We start from the raw sequence: 18,453 nt of genomic DNA, 5'->3' as shown, positions 1-18,453 counted from the left end.
CCCACAGGAGCACCCGCATGAGTCCCACGATCGTCGAAGGCTGGAACGGCCCGGGCAGCAAGGACGCCGTCCTGACCCGGGTCACGCCCGCCGACAACGCCCTGCACGTCTCGACCAGCAAGAAGGCGTTCGAGCACTGGTACTTCGACGCCCGGCTCGACAGCGGCCACACCGTGATCGCCTTCTTCACCAAGCGCCGGCCCGAGGAACGCGCGAGCTGCGATCCTTCGGTCGAGATCCTGATCTACGGCCCCGACGGATCCCGCCGACAGATCCGCAAGTCCTATCCCAAGGACCAGGCAACGTTCTCGGCCCAGCGCGCCGACGTGCGCATCGGGGCGAACACCGCGGTCCAGGACACCGGCGAGGACGACCTTCCGGTGTTCCGGATCCACCTCGCCGAGGAGGACGTGGCCTTCGACCTGACGTTCCGCAATGAGCTGCCGAGCTGGATGCCCGGCCGCGGCGACACCTTCTACGGCGGCACCGACCACTTCGGCTGGTGCGTCGGCGGACCTCGCGAGCAGGTCACCGGCTCCATCACGATCGCCGGCGAGACGACCGTCGTGACCGGCATCGGGTACGCCGATCACAACTGGGGCGTCGGAGACATGAAGCGGATCATCGACCGCTGGCACTGGGGCCGGCTGTACCTCGACGACTACTCGCTGATCTTCGCGACAGTCCTGACGCAGAAGCGGTTGGGCCGGCACATGTCCCGGCCGATGATGCTCGCGAAGGGCGACGAGATCGTGCTCAGCACCGGTGAGGTCGAGCTGACCGAGGGCCCGCTGGTCTTCCACCCGGCGGCCAACCGCACCTATCCGACGTGGATCCGACTGCAGGTCCCGGGCCGGGTCGACCTGCGCCTGGACGTCCAGCTCATCATCGATGCGCAGGACCTGCTGGACGAGGTTCCGGTCGCGCGCTCACGCATGGTCAAGCCGATCGTGCACGCCCTGGTCGGCCGACCGGGCTACTTCCGCTTCGACTCGACGTACACCCTGACCGTGGTCGAGGACGGCGAGACCATCACACGCACCGGATCGACGCTGCACGAGATGGTCGCCCTGAGCTGATGGACGTCGCACGGATCGTCCTGACCCTGCTGGCGTCCGCGGTCTTCGCCAAGGCCGGGGTGGAGATGATCCTTTTCAGGCCGCCGCACCCCGAGACCGCGGCCCGGCTCGGGCTGACCCTTCGGGCGTTCAGGCTGGTCGGCATCCTCGAGCTCGCGGGCGTCGCGGGGCTGCTGATCGGCCTCGCGGTCCCGTGGCTCGGCGTCCTGGCGGCCGGGTGCCTGGCCGCGCTGACCGCGGGCGCGATCATGGCCCACCGGCGCGCCGGCGACACGTGGCTCGTAGCCGCCCCGGCGATCGTGTGCTCGGCCGGCGCCGTGGTCACAGCAGTGCTGCTCAGCACGTCCTGAGGGCCGCCGTCGGAGGCTAGTCCCCCAGAAGGGGGACCGTGAACATCGTCCTCCACGACCGGCTCGACCCGCTGGTGCTGCCCATCGCAGCGGACCGTCCGAGGTCGCCAGCGCCCGTGCGGCCGATGACAGCCGGCGAGCCGCGTGGCACCGACGGTGCTGCCTCGTCGCAGCCCAGGCTGTCGGGGGCCGGGACATGTGTCGTGTCTCGCGCGGCCCGCCACTCGCTGACCGGCACGTAGCCCTCCTGGCAGACGGCGGGGTCCTGTGCGAGCGCGAGGCCGAAGTGCGCCCGGCCCTCCCGTCCTGGCGTCTGGGCGCTGGCCAGTGCCCACGGCAGCGCCACGAGCGTCTCCTCGATGCCGTCCTGGCGACGGTAGGCGATGTCACCCAGGTCGACCAGATCGGCGAGCAGGGGCTCCAGCGACGGGGCGAGGTCATCGGCCAGGATCTTGAGCTGTCCGGCGGCCAAGCTCCCGTCCCGCAGGATCACCCGGAGGTCGCCGTCCTGATCGCTCAGCACTCCGCTGACGCCGGCGAGGTCCCCGAGGTAGCCCGAGATCAGCTGCGCCTGGTCGTCCTGGGTCTCCAGCACGACGCGGCCACTCTGCAGCAGCTCACGCGTAGCGGGCAGCGACCGGGCAGCGGCATCCACGAGGGCTGCACCGCCGTCGATCAGTCGTTGGAGGTCGTCACCGACGCCCTCGAACGCGATCCCGGTCTCGTCGATGACCGTCGCCAGGTCGTCGGTGTCGACCGACCGCACGAAGCGGTCGATCGAGACCAGCAGGTCGTTCTCGTCGATAGGTGTCGAGGTCACGCTCTCCTGCACGACGTCGCCCGCAGCCAGGTAGGGCGCGCCGGTGCTCGCCGGCACCAGGTCGATGTACTGCTCGCCGACCGCCGAGCGGTTGTGCACCTCGACGGCCAGGTCCGACGGGATCCGCCGGTCCCGCTCGATCGCGAGCACTGCGTCCACCCCGTCGCGCCGGAACCTCACATCGGTGACCCGGCCGACCGTCACCCCGCGATAGGTGACCTCGGCGCGGTCGAAGAGCCCCCCGCTGTCGGCCAGCCGCACGGTCACTTCGTACGAGTCGGAGCGCACGAGGCTGCCGAGGCCCGCATAGCGGACACCCGCGTGGACGACCGCGACGGCACCGATCAGCAGGAAGGCCAGCAGCCTGAGCCTGGTCGCCCGCCTCATCGCACGCCACCCAGCAGCAGGCCCAGCAGGCCGCCGTCGACCGACGGGACGATGGGCGCTTCCGTCGTCGACGCGGCCGGGAGACCAGGCACGAGCAGCGGCTCGTCGACGTCGTCGAACGGCAGCGGCAGGATGTACGGGTCGACGATGCCGCCGGTGACGTTCTTGAGGATGTCCAGGGCGGACAGGTCGATCTCGACGTCGAGATTCACGTAGTCGCCCTTGACGGCGTTGAGGACCGCGTCCGGGAACGGGAAGGTCAGGATCACCTCGAGCGCCTGGGGCAGGGAGTCGCCCGCCGCGGCGAGCTGGGCCAGGGTGGGACGCAGCGCATCCAGATCGGCGGTCAGGTCGGCGCCGGATTGCCGGACCACATCGGACGCCACGGTGCTGAACGAGTCGAGGTGCCCCAGCATCGACGTGAGCTCCTCCTGCTGCCCGGCGAGGACACGGAAGCCGGGACCGAGGTCATCCAGGGCCTGGTCGACGGTCCGGCGGTCCGCGTTGATCGTGCGGGTCAGCGCGTCGACGTTCTCGAGGGTCTCGATGATCGTGGTGCGGTTGCGATCCAGGGTGCCGACGAAGCGGTCGAGCTGCTGGAGGAACCGTGCAGCGTCGACGGTGTCCGGGTCCAGCGCCTGGTGGAGCTCCTGGGAGATCGACTTGAGCTGGGCAACTCCGCCACCGTTGAGCAGCAGGGACAGCGCACCGAGGACCTCCTCGACCTCAGCCCCCCGGCTCGTGCTGCCGATGGAAATGGCCGAACCATCCTTGAGCACTGGACCGTCCGCCGGCCCGGCTGGGGCCTGGAGGTCGACGAACTTCTCTCCGAGCAGGCTGGTCTGCCCGATGTGCGCCACGGTCTCGGCCGGCAGCGCGACGTCTCCACGGATTCGCAGCACCGCCCGCGCCTTCCAACCACGCCGCTCGATCCGCTCGACCCGGCCGATCGTCACACCGTCGGCCTTGACAGTCGACTGGCGGGCCAGGTTGAGCACGTCGGAGAAGTCCGCCGTGACGACGTACGAGTCCTTGCCGGTGTCGGGACCACCCGGCAGGGGCAACTGCCCGAGGCCCGAATAGCCGCAGCCGCCGAGCAGCAGCGCGGCGAGGACGGCAGCCAGTAGATTGCGCATCATCGCCCTCCGACCACACCGGCGATGCCGCCGAGCAGGTCCTCGGTGCCGCTCAGTCCCGCGATGAGCTGCGGCAGCTGGGACGGATCCGTCGGGTCGGCGCTCGGCGTCGCCGGCAGACCGATGCCACCCTGGTCGGGCAGGGCCACGACGATCGACCTGAGCAGGTCGCAGGCGGTGTCTGCGGAGTCACCGGCCGCAGCCGGGATCGCGCTGCAGATCGCCAGGTCAGCACGGCGCAGGACCTCGGCGAAGTTGGCCCGGGTGCGCACGGCCTTGGTCGCCGGATCGTACGTGTTGACCAGGTTGGTGAAGGCCAGCGGTGCGATGTCGACGATCTGGGTCAGCGCGATGCGCTCGTCGTCGAGCGCCGTCGCGACACGGGACAGCGACTCCACGTTGGCCGAGAGCGACTCGCGATTGTCCTCGACGAACGTCCCGACCTCACCCAGGGACTTCGCCAGGCTGGCCAGCAGGATCGAGATGTTGTCCTGGTTGTCGGCCAACGAGGAGGAGACCGATGCCAGCCGCGTGTTGAGGCCCTCGATGTCCGAGTCGTAGTCGGCCAGGCGTGAGCTGAGGCTGCTGAGGTGCGTGATCGAGCCGCTGATGTCATCAGCGTGGTCGCCGAGCGTCCCCACCACGTCCGACACGCCCGTGATCGCGCCGTTGAGCTCGGCTCCTTGCCCGTCGAGGGTGTCGGCGAGCACCGAGAGCAGTCCGGACAGCGCCCCGTGCCGGTTGGCGCCGCTGGGGCCGAGGGCGTCCATGAGCTGCTGGGTCGCCTCGAAGGTGCGATCCAGCTCGACCGGCACCGCGGTGTCCTCCTGGGCGATCACCGCCCCCTCGGCAAGACGCTCACCGCCGACGTAGGCCGGGGTGAGCTGGACGAAGCGGTCCGAGATCACCGAGGGCGACACGATGACCGCCTTGGCGTCGGCCGGGACGTCGTACTTGCGGGCGTACTCCATGTCGACGCGGACCGACGTGCCCTGCGGGGTGATCGCGGTGACCGTGCCGACGCGGATGCCCATGATGCGTACGTCGGATCCCTCGAACAGGCTCACCGTCCGCGGGAACACCGCGCTCACGGTGCGGGTCGCCTCGCCGCGCGTCATCGTGACGAGGGCTGCCACGAGCAGCAAGCCCACGACCGCTGCGGCAACACGGGGAGTGGCGCGCCCGGAGAGCATCGTCATGGTTTCGGTCCCAGCTCGAGATTGTTGGGCCCGTTGCCGATCGTGGAGTCGAACCATGGGCCACTGCCGATCGTGTTGCTGAAGACCCGGGCGAACTTGGCGACGGCGTGCACCGTGTCGCCGAGCTGGTCCTGACGCTCGGCGAGCAGCTCGGTCACCTGCTCGAGCTCGTCGAGGGCCGGACCGATCTGCTTCTGGTTGTCCTTGACCAGTCCGCGCAGCTCCTCGGACAGCTGGCGCGAATGGATCACCAGACCGCGCAGGGCATCGCGTCTCCGATCGACCTCGGCCAGCAGCGCGTTGGCCTGGACCACAAGGTGGGTCAGGTCGGCCTTGCTGCCGTCCAGCGAGGCCGTCAACGTCTGGCTGCGCCCCAGCAGCATCCCGACCTCCTCGTCCCGCGACGCGATCGTGCGAGTGATCTGGGACAGCCCACGGATCGCCGCGTGCACGTCCTCGGACGATCCCTCGAAGGTCGTGGCGATCGTGTCCAGCGCCGTCCCGAGCTGGTCGGTGTCGATCTGCTCGACGGTGTCGGTCAGCTCGCCGAACGCCGTGACGATGTCGTATGCCGGCGTGGTCCGCGCGACCGGGATGGCACCCGAAGCGAGCGCTCCCGTGCCCTGGGGCACGATCTCCACGAACTTGCTGCCCAGCAGGTTGCCGACCCGGATCGACGCGGTGGTGGTCGAGCCGAGCCGGATCGCCGGGTCGATCGTGAACCGGACGATGACGTGCGCTCGACCCATCACGACGTCCTGCACCTCGCCGACGTTGACGCCCGCGACCTCGACCCGGTCACCGCGCTCGAGCCCGCTGGAGTCGCTGAACTCGGCGCTCAGCTCACGTCCCCCGCCGGAGACGAAGGGAAGCCGGTCCAGCCGGAGCACCAGCAGCAGTGCCAGGGCGATCAGCAGGATGCCGATCACGGCGGCGATGGTCGGGTTCCGCGTCGAACGGTCGTTCACGACTGGCACCTCTCGGCCGTGTCGGTGAGCCGGATGTCGTTGAACAGTCGCGCCAGGCCCGCGTCGATCCCGGTCTTGGTCGAGACCTTGAAGCTCACGCCGCACACGTAGTAGTTGAACCACGAGCCGTACGACGCGGTGCGCGTGAGCCGGTCGAGCTTGTCCGGGACGTGGTCGAGCGTGTGTTCCACGAGCTTGCGGTTCGCCGGCTCGTTGAGCGTCTCGGCGATCGTCCGAAGGTGGGCGATGTCGGTCTTGAGCGCCGGACGCGAGTCTGCAAGCAGGTCCGCGGACAGCTCCGTCATGGAGTCGACGTGCTCGATCGCCGCACCCACGACCTTGCGGTCGCGCGACAGCCCGCTGACGAAGTCGTCGAGCCCGCCGATGAGCTGCTCGAGCTGAGTGTGCCGGTCGGCGACCAGGCCGACCGTCGTGTTGAGGTTCGTGATGACGCTGGTGATGACGTCGTCCCGCTCGGCCAGGCTCGTCGTGAGGGACGCCGTGTGCGTGATCAGGTCACGTACGGTCGAGCCATCACCCTGGAGCGTCTGGACGATGTCGAGCGCCAGGTTGTTGACGTCTTCGGGGCTGAGCGCCGCAAACAACGGCTTGAAGCCGTTCAGCAGCACGTTGAGGTCGAGCGCGGGCTGTGTCCGCGCGACACCGATCGTCGCGGCGGCGCGCTGCGGCTCGTCGACCGTGCCGGGATCGACCAGTGCGACGTAGCGGTCGCCGACCAGGTTGAGGTAGCGGATCTCGACCCGGGTGGCGGTCGACAGTGCGACGTCGCGCTCGACCTCCAGCGACACCCGCGCCGTCGCACGGGAGGTGACCGCGACGGCGGAGACACGGCCGACCGGCACTCCCGCGACACGGACGTCGTCACCGGGTCGAACCCGGCTCGCCGAGGTGAACTCCGCGGCGTACGTCCGCGTGGGCGAGCCAGACCCCAGCGGGCGGATCGTCGCGGCGATCGTGATCGTGACCGCGATCGAGAGGACCGCCAGCAGCAACAGTTTGATGCCCGCATCGCGGGTCGCGTGCCGGTTGCTCATGGCAGCACCGGAGCCCTTGCGTCGGGGCCGAGCAGGATCGGGAGCAGATCATTCGCCGGCGGGTGTGAGTAGCCGTCGTTCAGCGTCACGCCCGGATAGGGGATCGGCGCGTTCGGCAGGCCGCGGCACGCCGGACCGGTGCCGATGTCGCCGAACTCGAGCGTGTCGGACGTCGAGTAGCCCGGGACCTGGGCGCCGAGGGTGAACTGACCCTTGAACAGCACTCCCGAGATCTGGGCCGTGGTCTGGGCGGCCACCGCTAGGAAGCCGTCGAGTACGCACCCGACCTCGGGTGCGTACTCCTCGAGCAGCTCGAGCGTGGGGCGGGCCAGCCGCGCGGCCTCGACCAGGTTCTCGCGGTTGGCTCGCAGCAGATCATCCCCGGCGGCTGCGGCACCCGAGACGTTGACGTAGAAGTCACGGAGGTCGCCCTGCCGCGCCACGATCGTCGACGTCGTGACCGAGGCGCTCCGCGCGAGCGCCAGCAGGTCCGGCGCCGCGTCGGCGTACTGACCGCTGACGTCCCGCAGGAGGCCCAGGTCGCGCTCCAGATCGGGAGTCAGCTGGTTGAGCGAGGTCAGATAGCTCCCCGAGTCGTCGATCAGCCGGCCGAGCGTGGCGCCGCGTCCCTCGAGCCCGGTCGAGAGGGCCCCGAGCGTCGCGGCCAGTCGCTCGGGGCGGACCGCGGTCAAGAGGGGATCGAGGTTGTCCAGCACCTGGGTGATCTCGACGGCTTCCGCCGAGGTGTCCTGCTGGATGATCGTGCCGTCCTCGAGGTGGTCGTCGGTTGGATCGGCCGCGGAGCTGAGCTCGACGAACTTCTGCCCGAACAAGGTCGTGGGCAGGATCCTGCCGGTGACGTCCGACGGGATCTGGTCAGCCGCCTCGTGGTCGATCTGCAGGGCGATGTGAGCGCCCGGTCGACCCGGCTCGACCTTGGCGACACGACCCACGATCGCCCCGTTCATCCGGACGTCGCCGCCCACGTTGAGCTGCTGTCCGGCCCGCTCGGCACGCAGCTCGATCGTGACGTGATCGGTGAACGTCTTGGCGTAGATCGCGATCGACAGCCAGATCAGTGCGCCGATCACCAGGACGTACACCAGCCCTGTGAGCTGGAGCCCGACTGCCTCGCGGCGCGACTCCGCACGCGTCATCCGGTGATCCTGACGGTCGTGCTGGAGCCCCAGACCGCGAAGCTGATGAAGAAGTCGGTCGTGACGAGCACGACGATCGAGGTACGGATCGCGCGACCGACCGCGAGGCCGACGCCGGACGGGCCGCCGGAGGCGAAGTAGCCGTAGTAGCAGTGGATCAGGATGATCGCGATCGCGAACACGATGACCTTGGCGAATGACCAGAGCACGTCGACCGGCGCGAGGTACTGCATGAAGTAGTGGTCGTACGTGCCAGCGGACTGCCCGAAGTAGCCGGTCGTCACGAAGCGCGTCGCGAGGTACGACGCGAACAGCCCCACGGCGTACAGCGGCACGACGCCGATCACTGCGGCGACCATCCGGGAGGTCACGAGGAACGGAATCGACTGGATACCCATGACCTCGAGCGCGTCAACCTCCTCGCTGATCCGCATCGCACCGAGCTGCGCGGTGAAGCCGCAGCCGATCGTGGCCGCGAGGGCTACGCCGGCTATCAGCGGCGCGGCTTCTCGGGTGTTGAAGTAGGCCGACAGGAACGCCGTGAAGTTGGCGGCACCGATCTGGTCCAGCGAGGCGTGGCTCTGCAGCCCGATCTCGGCGCCGACGGCGTACGACAGGGCGAACATGACGCCCACCGTGCCGCCGACGATCGCCAGCCCACCCGTGCCGAAGGCAATGTCCGACAGGACCGAGAGCACCTCCCGGCGGTAGCGGGTGATGGTGCGCGGGGCCCAGCGCAGCGACTGGCCGTAGAACCGCAGCTGGTGCCCCAGCTCCTCCAACCCGGCGGCTGGCGACAGGATGCTCATCGTGTGCCCTGGGGGAAGAGCTGGAGGTACGCCGTCGTCATGACGTAGTTGACCGTGAACAGCAGCAGGAAGGTCATCACTACGGTCTCGTTGACCGCGTCGCCGACTCCCTTTGGCCCGCCCTTGACCCGCAGGCCCTTGAACGATCCGACGAGTGCGGCAATCGCGCCGAACACCATGCCCTTGGCCAGGGCCGAGGCGAGATCGGGAATTGTCGCGAGCGTCTTGAAGCTCTCGACGTACACGCCGCTGGTCCCACCCTGCAGCACGACGTTGAAGAAGTAGCCGCCGGCGATCCCGACGCCCATCACGAATCCGGTCACCAGCACGCCGACGACCATGGCCGCGACGAGTCGGGGCAGGACCAGACGAGCGTTGATGTTGACCCCCAGCACCTTGAGCGCGTCGATCTCCTCACGGATCGTCCGCGAGCCGAAGTCGGCACAGATCGCCGAGCCACCGGCCCCGGCGAGCAGCAGCGCCGTCGCGATGGGTGCACCTTCCCGCACGATCGCGACGACCGAGGTTGCCCCGGCAAAGCTCTGCGCACCCAGCTGCTGGGTCAGGCTGCCGATCTGGAGCGCCACGACGGCACCGAGCGGGATCGAGACCAGTGCGGTCGGGATGATCACGACGCTCGCCAGGGTCCACCCCTGCTGGACCGCCTCGTCCCACCGGAACGGTCGACGGCGGAACGAAGCGAGCACATCGAGGACGAACAGGAAGAACTCACCGATCTCGTCGAGCGCAGCACGACCGCGGCTGGCGACGGTGGTCATGATCCTCCTGGGGCGCTCATCACGTCGGGTGAACGAGTCGTGGGGCCATCAGGTCACGACCCGCATGTGACCGTCCGCACACTCGCGAGAAGGTACCATACCCTAAGGTATGTTGATCGCCGTTCCATGAAGAGAGCGCAGGCTCGTAGGCTGGTGGGTCCCAGACCCTTAGGAGCACCCATGGCCGACTCGTCATTCGACATCGTCAACAAGATCGATCGCCAGGAGGTCGACAACGCGCTCAACCAGGCCGCGAAGGAGATCGCGACGCGGTACGACTTCAAGAACACCGGCGCGGAGATCGACTGGAGCGGCGAGTTCGGCATCGAGATCAAGGCCAACGCCGACGAGCGCGCCCTCGCGATCCTCGATGTCTTCAAGGACAAGCTGATCAAGCGCGGCATCTCGCTCAAGACCCTCGAGGAGGGCGAGCCCCGCCAGTCCGGCAAGGACGTCCGCATCAGCTCGACGATCACTGAGGGCATCAGCCAGGACCAGGCCAAGAAGGTCTCCAAGCTGATCCGCGATGAGGGGCCCAAGGGCGCCAAGGTGCAGATCCAGGGCGACGAGCTGCGGGTCAGCAGCAAGAAGCGCGACGATCTGCAGGAGATCATCGCGCTGGTCAGGGGGGCCGATCTGGACTTCGCGGTCCAGTTCACCAACTACCGCTGATCCTCACCTCACCTCCCCGCTGAGCCTGACGTTTCTGCTGTGCCCGAGCGGCGATTCGCCGCAGAAACGTCAGGCTCAGCGGGGGTTACGGCAGATGTGAGAGGAGGAGGTCGGGCCACGCGCTCAGCACGACGAGAGTCGCGGCGCCGATCAGGGCCGCGGACTTGGCGATCCGGATCGAGACCGGCGGGGACGGGCTGACGTAGGGGTCGTCGACGTCGGGCCGGCCCACCAGCACCGCGATGAACCGCAGGTAGTACGCCAGGCCCAGCATGACGTTGACCGCCATGACGACGGCCAGCCAGATGTGGTCGCCCTCGACGACGGGCCGGAACACGACGTACTTGGTGACCAGGCCGATGATCGCCGGCGGGAAGCCAGCCAGCGTCAGCGCGGCCAGCACCAGCGGGACACCAGTCGGCGGGTCAGTACGCGCCAGGCCACGCAGGTCGTCGTAGTCGGTGCTCCCCCGCAGCCGCAGCACGACCGCCAGGGCCGCGAACGCCACCAGGTTGGCCAAGGCGTACACCGCGAGGTACTGCACTGGGGCGCTGAGCCCGTCGGTCGTCAGCAGCGCAGCCGCCGGCGCGATCAGGAAGCCAGCCTGCGCGACGGACGACCAGGCCAGCATGCCGACCGCATTGGCCTGCCGCAGCGCACCGAGGTTGCCGACCGTCATGGTCACTGCCGCGACGACCGCCATGAGTGGCTGCCACGTGTCGTACGCATGGGGCAGCGCCGTGGCCAGCAGCACCAGGATCGCACCGAGCGAGGCCGCCTTGGAGACCGAGGACAGGAATCCGGCCACCATGACCGGAGCGCCGACGTAGGTGTCGGGGATCCAGACGTGGAACGGCACGGCACCGAGCTTGAACAGCAGGCCCACGACGGTCAGCACGACGGCGACCGCGACGACGCCGTCCGGCATCGCGGTGTCCCGCAACCCGGCGTCCAGACCCGCGTAGTCCAGCGTGCCGGCCACGCCGTACAGCAGCGATACCCCCATCAGGGTGATCGCGGTCGAGACGACCGATGCCAGGAAGAACGTCCACGCCGAAGCGATCGCGCGTCGGTCGCCCTGCCGCAGACCAACCAGCGCGATCGAGGGCAGGGACAGCAGCTCGAGCGCGACGACCAGCGTCACCAGATCGCGCGCGGCAACCATCATCAGCGCGCCGGCGCCGGCGCTGAGCACCAGGAAGTGGTACTCCCCCGGCGGCATCGCATTCTCGAAGTTCATGACGTTCGACGCGACGACCACGAACAGGGTCCCGACCAGCACGATCAACGACAACGCGAGCGAATAGCTCGACATCTCGCCGTGCAGCAGCTCGAGCCCAGCGACCACGAGGGCCGCGCTGGCCGGCAGGCCCGAGCCGAGCCACGTGCGACGGGGGTAGAAGGCGTCGACCAGCAGGGCCACCAGGGCGCCGATCGCGACGATGACGGCCGGGCCGACGACAGACCACTCGACGGGGATGTTCACGGCGCCACCGCCTGCCCCGCGGACCCGGCCGGAGCGTCGTACAGGCCTACCAGGACGCCCGGCGCAACCCCCAGCACGAGGATCGGCAGGACCAGGGCTGCCGCGACCAGGGCCTCACGAACGCCCAGGTCGCGGTCGGCATCGTGCGGCACAGGCTCTCCCTGCGCGAGCAGCCGGATCGCCCGGACGAAGTAGGCCGTGGTGAGTGCCACGCCGAGCACCGCTAGACCGAGAGCGGTCCAGGCCTGCGGCTTGGACAGCACGTCGCCGACCTCGTAGGCCGCGCGGAGCGACAGCAGCTCACCCCAGAAGCCGGCCAGGCCGGGCAGGCCCAGGCTCGCGACCGCCGCGAGCACGAAGACCGCGGCGAGCCACGGCGTACGCCCGTAGAGCCCGCGCCCGATCGCCCGCATCGACGCCGTGCCGAAGCGGTCCTTCATCGCACCGGCGCTGAAGAACAACAATCCAGTAACCAGACCATGGGCGATCGAGCCGAACACCGCTGCCGCCAGCCCGATCCGGCTCTGGGTCGAGATGGCCAGCACGACGAAGCCCATGTGGCCGATGCTGGAGTACGCGATCAGCCGCTTGAGATCATCCTGGACGTAGCAGGCCAGCGCCGACCAGACGATGCCCACGACTCCGGCGCCCGCGAGGTAGGGCGCAACGTCCCCGAACGGCTCGGCCATCATGCGCGACCCAAGTAGGAGCAGCCCATAGGTGCCAAGCTTGAGGAAGACCCCGGCGAGCAGCACCGATCCCACCGTGGGCGCCGTGCCGTGCGCGTCCGGCAGCCAGGTGTGCAGCGGCACCAGGGGCGTCTTGACCGCGAAGCCCAGAACAATCAGGATCGTCGCGGCCGCAGAGGTTCCGGCGATGTCGCGGATCTGCAGCGAACCGGCATCGCGGGCGACGATCACGATGCCGACCAGCAGCAGCGCGGACCCCGTGACGGTGAACAGCAGGAACCTGGTCGCCGCAACCCTGGCAACGTTCCTGGAGCTCGACTGACCATCACTCCGGTCCGACGGGCTGTGGTCGGAGCTCCCCCACCACGCGATGACGAACCACATCGGGATCAGGGCCAGCTCGAAGAACACGAAGAACAGCAGCAGGTCGAGCGACAGGAAGACGCCCAGCGACGACGCGCTGATCACCAGCACCAGCCCCACGAGAGCGGGCGAGGTGCCGTCCGCCACGAGCCATACGCAGCACAGCACCCCGAGGAATGCGGTCATCAGCACGAACGGCCAGGACAGCGCCGTGACGCCGAGGTGCAACCTGGCACCCAGCGGCTCGATCCACCCCTCGTCGACCTCGCCGGAGACCACGGAGCGCCCCTCCCAGACCAGCGCGAGCAGGACCAGGGACAGCGTCATCGTCGCGCTGCCGAGCCAGGCGGCTGCCCGTCCGGGGGTGTGCTTGCGCAGGAGCATCAGGAGCAGGCCGACCGCGAAGGGCGCGGCGAGGGCGGCAACTATCACGTCCAGATCACCGCCGCGGCGGTGAGGACGATGACGCCAGCCGCAATGACCGTGGCATAGCGCTGCACGTTGCGCGACTGCACCAGCCCGAGCGCCTGAGAGGCCCGCTCGGCCAGCGCCGCCGAGGCGCGCGGGTAGGCGTCGACGGCGTCGCGATCGAGCTCGACGACCGCGCGGGCCGACGAGCCCACGAGGGCAGGCAGCCAGCGAGCGTACGGGGCGTCCAGCCGACGCTCGACCGGCAGCAGCGGGACGAGGATCTCGGCGCTGCCCCCGCTGTGCCACAGCCACACCACCAGACTGATACCGGCCGCTGAGATCACGGTCGACAGCACCCCGATCCCAAGGTGGAGGGGCTGGCCGATCGACAGCGCGAGGGTCGCCGCCGCAAGCAGCACGAGCGGCACGGTCATGGTGCGCGGCGCCTCGTGACCTTCGACCGGCGCGCCGAAGAACGTCGTCAACCAGAGCCTGGTCGCGTACATCGCGGTGAGCAGCGAGGTCAGCAACGCCACGCCGAGCACGGCGTACGCCCAGCCGCCCGGCAGTGGTCCCTCGCCGTCACCGGCCCGATGCAGGGCGTCGAGCACGCCGTCCTTGGTGAAGAAGCCGACTGTTGGGACGACCCCGGCCAGTGCCGCGAAGCCGATCGTCATGGTCCAGAACGTCACCGGGAGGCGGCCGCGCAGCCCGCCCATCGCCGAGAGCGCGCTGGAGCCGACCGCGTGCATCAGGCAGCCGCAGCCGAGGAACAGCAGGGCCTTGAACGCGCCGTGCGACAGCAGGTGGTCGGTGCCCGCGTCCGCGTCGCCGGTTGCGAGCGCCGCGAACATGAAGGCGAGCTGGCTGACGGTCGACCACGCCAGAGCCCGCTTGAGGTCGTTCTGTGCCAGCGCGAAGACCGCTCCCAGCAGCATCGTGATCGCTGCGACGACCGCGAGCAGGACCATGACCAGCGTCGACGCGGACAGGATCGGCAGCAGGCGGGCGATCAGGTAGACACCGGCCGCGACCATCGTCGCGGCGTGGATCAGGGCCGTGATCGGGGTGGGGCCGGGCATCGCATCGGGCAGCCACGTGTGCAGCGGGAACTGCGCAGACTTGCCGATCACAGCGATCAGCACCAGCAGGCCGATCGCCGTCGCATTCTTCGGGCCTTGAGCCAGCACCTCGCTGATCCGGTACGTGCCGTAGGTCTGCCCGATCACCAGGATCGCGACCAACAGGCCCAGATCGGCGACACGAGTCATCAGGAACGCCTTGGCGGCACCCGAGCGAGCCAGCGGCGTCTCCCACTCGTGCCCGATCAGGAGGTACGAGCACAGGCCCATGACCTCCCAGCCCACCAGCAGCACGAACAGGTCGTCGGCCACGACAACCGCGATCATGCCGAGCAGGAACAGCACGATGATGAGCGCGTACGAGCGGTAGCGCGGGTGGTTCGCGAGGTACGCCGTCGAGTAGATCTGCACGAGCAGCCCGACACCGGCCGCGAGCAGCAGGACCTGGGCGGCGAGCGAGTCGACGTGGGTCGCGAGCGAGACGCCCAGCAGCTCGTCGCCCTCGACCCAGACGCGCGTGCTCGGGCTAGCGTCGCCGAGATGCGGGATGGCCCAGACCGCGACGAGCACGGCGAGCACGGCGGTCACCGCTGCGTACGGCCAGTAGCGCCTCAACGGTCGGCCCCCACCCGGTCGACGTCCACGGTCCGCACGGCGCGGAACAGGGACAGTACGATCGCGAGACCGAGGCCGATCTCCGCTGCGGCGATCGTGATCGTGAACAGGGTCAGCACCTGTCCGGTGTGCATCACATCGGCGAACCACGCGTCGAAGGCGACCAGGTTGAGGTTGACGGCGTTGAGCATGAGCTCGACCCCCAGCAGCATCAGCACGGCGTTGCGGCGGGCAAGGACACCGTAGAGCCCGATGCCGAACAGGGCGGCGGCCAGCACCAACGGATAGAGCAGGGGCATCAGCGATCAGCGCCCGCGCGGGAGATGACGATCGCGCCGACGAGCGCAGCGAGCAGGACCCCACTGAGGATCTCGAACGGGAGGACCCAGTCGTTGAACAGTGCGTCACCGATCGACTCGGCCGTGCCGATCCGCCTGCCCTCGATCCGTTCGCCGTGGAATCCGGAGACCACTGTGGCGCCGAGACCCACCGAAGCGACCAGTCCCAACACGGCCGCGGTCCACCTGTTGCTGGTGACCTCGGCTGAGATCGTGGACTGCTGGCGGGTCAGCATCAGCGCAAAGATCACCAGGACGACGACCGAGCCGACGTAGACCAGCACCTGCACCCAGGCGACGAACTCGGCAGTCAGCAGGACGAAGCAGCCTGCGACGGCGCCGAGGGTCACCACGAGCCACAGCGCCGAGTGGACCAGCTGTCGACTCGTCATCGCGAGCAGCGCCGACCCGATGGCCACTGCGGCGAACAGCAGGAAGATGACCTCGGTGGCGCTCACTCGGCCACCTCCGGCCCTTGAGCCGGTGGGCCCGGAGCCGGCGGCGGCTCGACGACCTGTGATCGCTCGTACGCCGCGACCTCCTTGGCCGGCTCCGCGTGGGAATCCAGCGCCTGCGGCGGCGGGACGGTCCACATCCACTCACGGAGGCGGTTCATGTCGTGCGTCAGATCGGTCATGTCGCCCTCGGCGTAGGCGAACTCCGGCGACCAGTGCAACGCGTCGAACGGGCACACCTCGATGCAGATGCTGCAATACATGCAGAGCGAGTAGTCGATGTCGAACTGGTCGAGCACGTTCTGGCTGCGGTCACGGCCGCCCTCGGTCGTCGCCGGGATGGTTTCCTTGTGCGAGTCGATCGTGATGCACCACGACGGGCACTCCCGGGCGCACAGCATGCACGAGGTGCAGTTCTCCTCCTGCAGGGCGATGACTCCGCGACTGCGCGGGGGCAGGTTCGGCTCGACGTCTGGATAGCGGGCCGTGACGGTGCGCCGCGTCAGGTTGCGCCACGTCACCGCGAGCCCCTGCAGGAGGCCCTTTCCGTAGGTCATGCGACCACCAGCACCGTCGTGAGGGTCAGCTGCGCCAGCGCGAGCGGCACGAGCACCTTCCACGCGAGCGCGTTGACCTGGTCCTCGCGGAGCCGTGGGTACGCGACGCGAGCCCAGATCACCAGGAACGAGACGCCGGCGATCTTGAGCAGCGTCCAGATCCAGCCGAGCTGGTCCGACCACGGCCCGGCCCAGCCGCCGAGGAACAGGACCGCCGTGAGTCCGGACAGCACGACGATCCCGGCGTACTCCGCCAGCAGGAACATCGCGAACCGCATGCCGCCGTACTCGGTCAGGGGGCCCATGACGAGCTCGGCATCGGCCATCGGGGCATCGAAGGGTGGACGCTGCAGCTCGGCGAGCCCCGCGACGAAGAACACGATCAGGCCGGGTAGCTGGGCGAGCAGCCACCACGGCTCCCACGCCTCCGCGATGCCGATCAGCGACAGCGTGCCGGCCGCCATCGCGACGCTGGCCGCGGCCAGCACCATCGGCAGCTCGTACGACATGAGCTGGGCCGCGACGCGCATGCCGCCAAGGTAGGAGTACTTGTTGCCGCTGCCCAGGCCAGCCATCAGGGTGCCGAGCACGCCGACGCTCATCGCTGCGAGCACGAAGAACAGGCCCAGGTCGAGATCCTGGCCGATCAGGTTGCCCTGCCCGAAGAATGGGCCGAGGGGGATCGCGAGCATCGCCACCAGGTACGGCACGAGCGCGACGGCGGGAGCCAGCTGGAAGACCCGACGATCGGCGGCGACCGGCGTGATGCTCTCCTTCTGGACGAACTTGACGCCGTCCGCGACCAGCTGGGCCCAGCCGTGGAATCCGCCCGCGGACATCGGGCCGATCCGGCTCTGCATGTGCGCCATGGCCTTGTGCTCCATCTGACCCACGAGTAGCGGCAGGGTCATGAATGCGCCGACGACCACCAGACAACGCACGACCACCTCGAGCAGGTCACTCATGCGCGGGACCCCACTCGCCCGGCTCGGGCACGCCCGGCGGCCGGATCCGCCGGCGACTCGGAGAGTGCGTCGACTCGGCGTCGCTCTCGCCGGGCTCCTTGGCTCCCGGCCACGGCTTCGCAACACGGGACGCCAGCACGAACTCCTTGCGCAGGGGATGCCCCTCGAAGCCGTCTGGGAGCAGCAGCGGCTCCAGGAGCTGCGCCTGTCCTGTGCCGACCGACAGGAAGTCGATGCCGAACATCTCGTGGGTCTCGCGCTCGTGCCACCCGGCGCCGGCGTAGACGTCGCGGATCGACGCGATCGCCGAGCTCTCGCGGTCGAGGTACGTCACGAGCAGCAGGTGGTCGAGTGGCTTGATCCTCGCGACGTGCAGCACGAGCCTGAAGCCCTCGGGGTGCTCGTCGACCGCGGACAACCAGTCGAAGTACGTGTAGCCGTCACGCCGGAGCGCCGCCACGGCGTCATGCCACCGATCGGGCTCGACGACCCGGTGCGGCGGCCCGAAGTCATTGGTCTCGAGGGTCACTCGGGCGCCTCGATGCGCGGCGACAGCAGTGACGTCGTCGGACGGCGATAGCGGTCGGCCAGGTTCTCGCCGGCGATCTTGTCCTGCAGCGTGACGATGCCGTTGAGCAGCGCCTCGGGCCTCGGCGGGCACCCCGGGACGTAGACGTCGACCGGGATGATCTGGTCGACGCCCTTGGTCACGGAGTAGGAGTCCCAGTAGGGGCCGCCGGAGTTGGCGCACGAGCCGAAGCTGATGACGTACTTGGGCTCGGGCATCTGGTCGTACAGCCGCTTGATCGCCGGGGCCATCTTGTCGGTCACGGTGCCCGACACGACCATCAGGTCGGCCTGCCGCGGACCCGGCGCGAACGGGATGACACCCAGTCGGATGAAGTCGTGGCGCGACATCGAGGTCGCGATGAACTCGATCGCGCAGCAGGCCAGACCGAAGTTGAAGACCCACAGGGAGTACTTGCGTCCCCAGTTGAGCAGGTAGCGCGCGGGCTTGGGCGCGATCTGAGACCCCAGCCCCAGGGTCGGGGTCGCCAGGGTCGGCATCGGGAGGTCCACC

The 18,453-nt window shown here is 69.0% G+C and carries 20 protein-coding genes; 3 read left to right on the top strand and 17 right to left on the bottom strand.

Going from position 1 to position 18,453, the window contains the following annotated elements:
- The first annotated feature begins 17 nt into the window (after nt 1-17).
- Both C6I20_RS01145 and C6I20_RS01140 read left to right on the top strand, forming a co-directional pair.
- The gene (locus C6I20_RS01145) at nt 18-1,079 is read left to right on the top strand and encodes a lipocalin-like domain-containing protein (protein WP_118394282.1); all 1,062 of its coding nucleotides are present in this window, start codon (nt 18-20) and stop codon (nt 1,077-1,079) included.
- The gene (locus tag C6I20_RS01140; RefSeq protein WP_118394281.1) at nt 1,079-1,429 is read left to right on the top strand and encodes a DoxX family protein; all 351 of its coding nucleotides are present in this window, start codon (nt 1,079-1,081) and stop codon (nt 1,427-1,429) included. Before C6I20_RS01145 ends, C6I20_RS01140 begins: the two co-directional genes overlap by 1 nt.
- Before the next feature lie 16 nt (nt 1,430-1,445).
- Here C6I20_RS01140 and C6I20_RS01135 read toward each other — a convergent pair whose 3' ends face one another.
- The 8 genes from C6I20_RS01135 to C6I20_RS01100 are packed head-to-tail and all read right to left on the bottom strand — an operon-like array spanning nt 1,446 to nt 9,739.
- Nucleotides 1,446-2,636 (bottom strand): MCE family protein, encoded by a 1,191-nt coding sequence (locus C6I20_RS01135; protein WP_118394280.1) that lies wholly within the window; start codon nt 2,634-2,636, stop codon nt 1,446-1,448.
- Nucleotides 2,633-3,772 (bottom strand): MCE family protein, encoded by a 1,140-nt coding sequence (locus C6I20_RS01130; protein WP_162891053.1) that lies wholly within the window; start codon nt 3,770-3,772, stop codon nt 2,633-2,635. Before C6I20_RS01130 ends, C6I20_RS01135 begins: the two co-directional genes overlap by 4 nt.
- Nucleotides 3,772-4,971 carry an MCE family protein gene (locus tag C6I20_RS01125; protein WP_162891052.1) on the bottom strand — a complete coding sequence of 400 codons (1,200 nt, stop codon included), beginning with the start codon at nt 4,969-4,971 and terminating at the stop codon, nt 3,772-3,774. Before C6I20_RS01125 ends, C6I20_RS01130 begins: the two co-directional genes overlap by 1 nt.
- Nucleotides 4,968-5,939: an MCE family protein gene (locus tag C6I20_RS01120; protein ID WP_162891051.1), complete on the bottom strand. Its 972-nt coding sequence runs from the start codon at nt 5,937-5,939 to the stop codon at nt 4,968-4,970. The genes C6I20_RS01125 and C6I20_RS01120 overlap by 4 nt, the downstream gene beginning before the upstream one ends.
- Nucleotides 5,936-6,994 carry an MCE family protein gene (locus C6I20_RS01115; protein ID WP_118394277.1) on the bottom strand — a complete coding sequence of 353 codons (1,059 nt, stop codon included), beginning with the start codon at nt 6,992-6,994 and terminating at the stop codon, nt 5,936-5,938. The genes C6I20_RS01120 and C6I20_RS01115 overlap by 4 nt, the downstream gene beginning before the upstream one ends.
- Nucleotides 6,991-8,151, bottom strand: a complete 1,161-nt coding sequence (locus C6I20_RS01110; RefSeq protein ID WP_118394276.1) for an MCE family protein — start codon at nt 8,149-8,151, stop codon at nt 6,991-6,993. The genes C6I20_RS01115 and C6I20_RS01110 overlap by 4 nt, the downstream gene beginning before the upstream one ends.
- Nucleotides 8,148-8,960, bottom strand: coding sequence for an ABC transporter permease (locus C6I20_RS01105; protein WP_118394275.1), 813 nt, complete (start codon nt 8,958-8,960; stop codon nt 8,148-8,150). Before C6I20_RS01105 ends, C6I20_RS01110 begins: the two co-directional genes overlap by 4 nt.
- Complete coding sequence (locus C6I20_RS01100) at nt 8,957-9,739, bottom strand: ABC transporter permease (RefSeq protein WP_118394274.1); 783 nt, start codon at nt 9,737-9,739, stop codon at nt 8,957-8,959. The genes C6I20_RS01105 and C6I20_RS01100 overlap by 4 nt, the downstream gene beginning before the upstream one ends.
- 180 nt (nt 9,740-9,919) lie before the next feature.
- Between C6I20_RS01100 and C6I20_RS01095 the strand changes: the two genes are divergently transcribed.
- The gene (locus C6I20_RS01095; RefSeq protein WP_118394273.1) at nt 9,920-10,411 is read left to right on the top strand and encodes a YajQ family cyclic di-GMP-binding protein; all 492 of its coding nucleotides are present in this window, start codon (nt 9,920-9,922) and stop codon (nt 10,409-10,411) included.
- 85 nt (nt 10,412-10,496) lie between these two features.
- On the opposite strand, the gene C6I20_RS01090 is transcribed toward C6I20_RS01095, so the two are convergent.
- Genes C6I20_RS01090 through C6I20_RS01050 form a run of 9 tightly spaced genes read right to left on the bottom strand, consistent with a single transcriptional unit; the run spans nt 10,497 to nt 18,440 of the window.
- A complete protein-coding gene (locus C6I20_RS01090) occupies nt 10,497-11,897 on the bottom strand; it encodes an NADH-quinone oxidoreductase subunit N (protein ID WP_118394272.1) in 1,401 nt (466 codons plus the stop codon).
- Nucleotides 11,894-13,381 (bottom strand): NuoM family protein, encoded by a 1,488-nt coding sequence (locus C6I20_RS01085; RefSeq protein WP_118394271.1) that lies wholly within the window; start codon nt 13,379-13,381, stop codon nt 11,894-11,896. The genes C6I20_RS01090 and C6I20_RS01085 overlap by 4 nt, the downstream gene beginning before the upstream one ends.
- Nucleotides 13,378-15,057, bottom strand: a complete 1,680-nt coding sequence (locus C6I20_RS01080; RefSeq protein ID WP_118394270.1) for an NADH-quinone oxidoreductase subunit L — start codon at nt 15,055-15,057, stop codon at nt 13,378-13,380. Before C6I20_RS01080 ends, C6I20_RS01085 begins: the two co-directional genes overlap by 4 nt.
- The gene (gene nuoK, locus C6I20_RS01075) at nt 15,054-15,356 is read right to left on the bottom strand and encodes an NADH-quinone oxidoreductase subunit NuoK (RefSeq protein WP_118394269.1); all 303 of its coding nucleotides are present in this window, start codon (nt 15,354-15,356) and stop codon (nt 15,054-15,056) included. Before nuoK ends, C6I20_RS01080 begins: the two co-directional genes overlap by 4 nt.
- Entirely contained in the window at nt 15,356-15,853 is a 498-nt protein-coding gene (locus C6I20_RS01070; RefSeq protein ID WP_118394268.1) for an NADH-quinone oxidoreductase subunit J, read from the bottom strand. Before C6I20_RS01070 ends, nuoK begins: the two co-directional genes overlap by 1 nt.
- On the bottom strand, nt 15,850-16,407 hold the full coding sequence (locus C6I20_RS17800) for an NADH-quinone oxidoreductase subunit I (RefSeq protein WP_118394267.1): 558 nt from the start codon (nt 16,405-16,407) through the stop codon (nt 15,850-15,852). Before C6I20_RS17800 ends, C6I20_RS01070 begins: the two co-directional genes overlap by 4 nt.
- Complete coding sequence (locus C6I20_RS01060) at nt 16,404-17,372, bottom strand: complex I subunit 1 family protein (protein WP_118394266.1); 969 nt, start codon at nt 17,370-17,372, stop codon at nt 16,404-16,406. The genes C6I20_RS17800 and C6I20_RS01060 overlap by 4 nt, the downstream gene beginning before the upstream one ends.
- Nucleotides 17,365-17,901, bottom strand: a complete 537-nt coding sequence (locus tag C6I20_RS01055) for an NADH-quinone oxidoreductase subunit C (protein WP_118394265.1) — start codon at nt 17,899-17,901, stop codon at nt 17,365-17,367. The genes C6I20_RS01060 and C6I20_RS01055 overlap by 8 nt, the downstream gene beginning before the upstream one ends.
- Nucleotides 17,898-18,440 carry an NADH-quinone oxidoreductase subunit B gene (locus tag C6I20_RS01050; RefSeq protein ID WP_118398426.1) on the bottom strand — a complete coding sequence of 181 codons (543 nt, stop codon included), beginning with the start codon at nt 18,438-18,440 and terminating at the stop codon, nt 17,898-17,900. The genes C6I20_RS01055 and C6I20_RS01050 overlap by 4 nt, the downstream gene beginning before the upstream one ends.
- Nucleotides 18,441-18,453: the final 13 nt, after the last annotated feature.

It is taken from the genome of Aeromicrobium sp. A1-2 (assembly GCF_003443875.1).
Classification (GTDB): domain Bacteria; phylum Actinomycetota; class Actinomycetes; order Propionibacteriales; family Nocardioidaceae; genus Aeromicrobium.
This window is presented reverse-complemented; position numbering and strand designations above follow the sequence as displayed.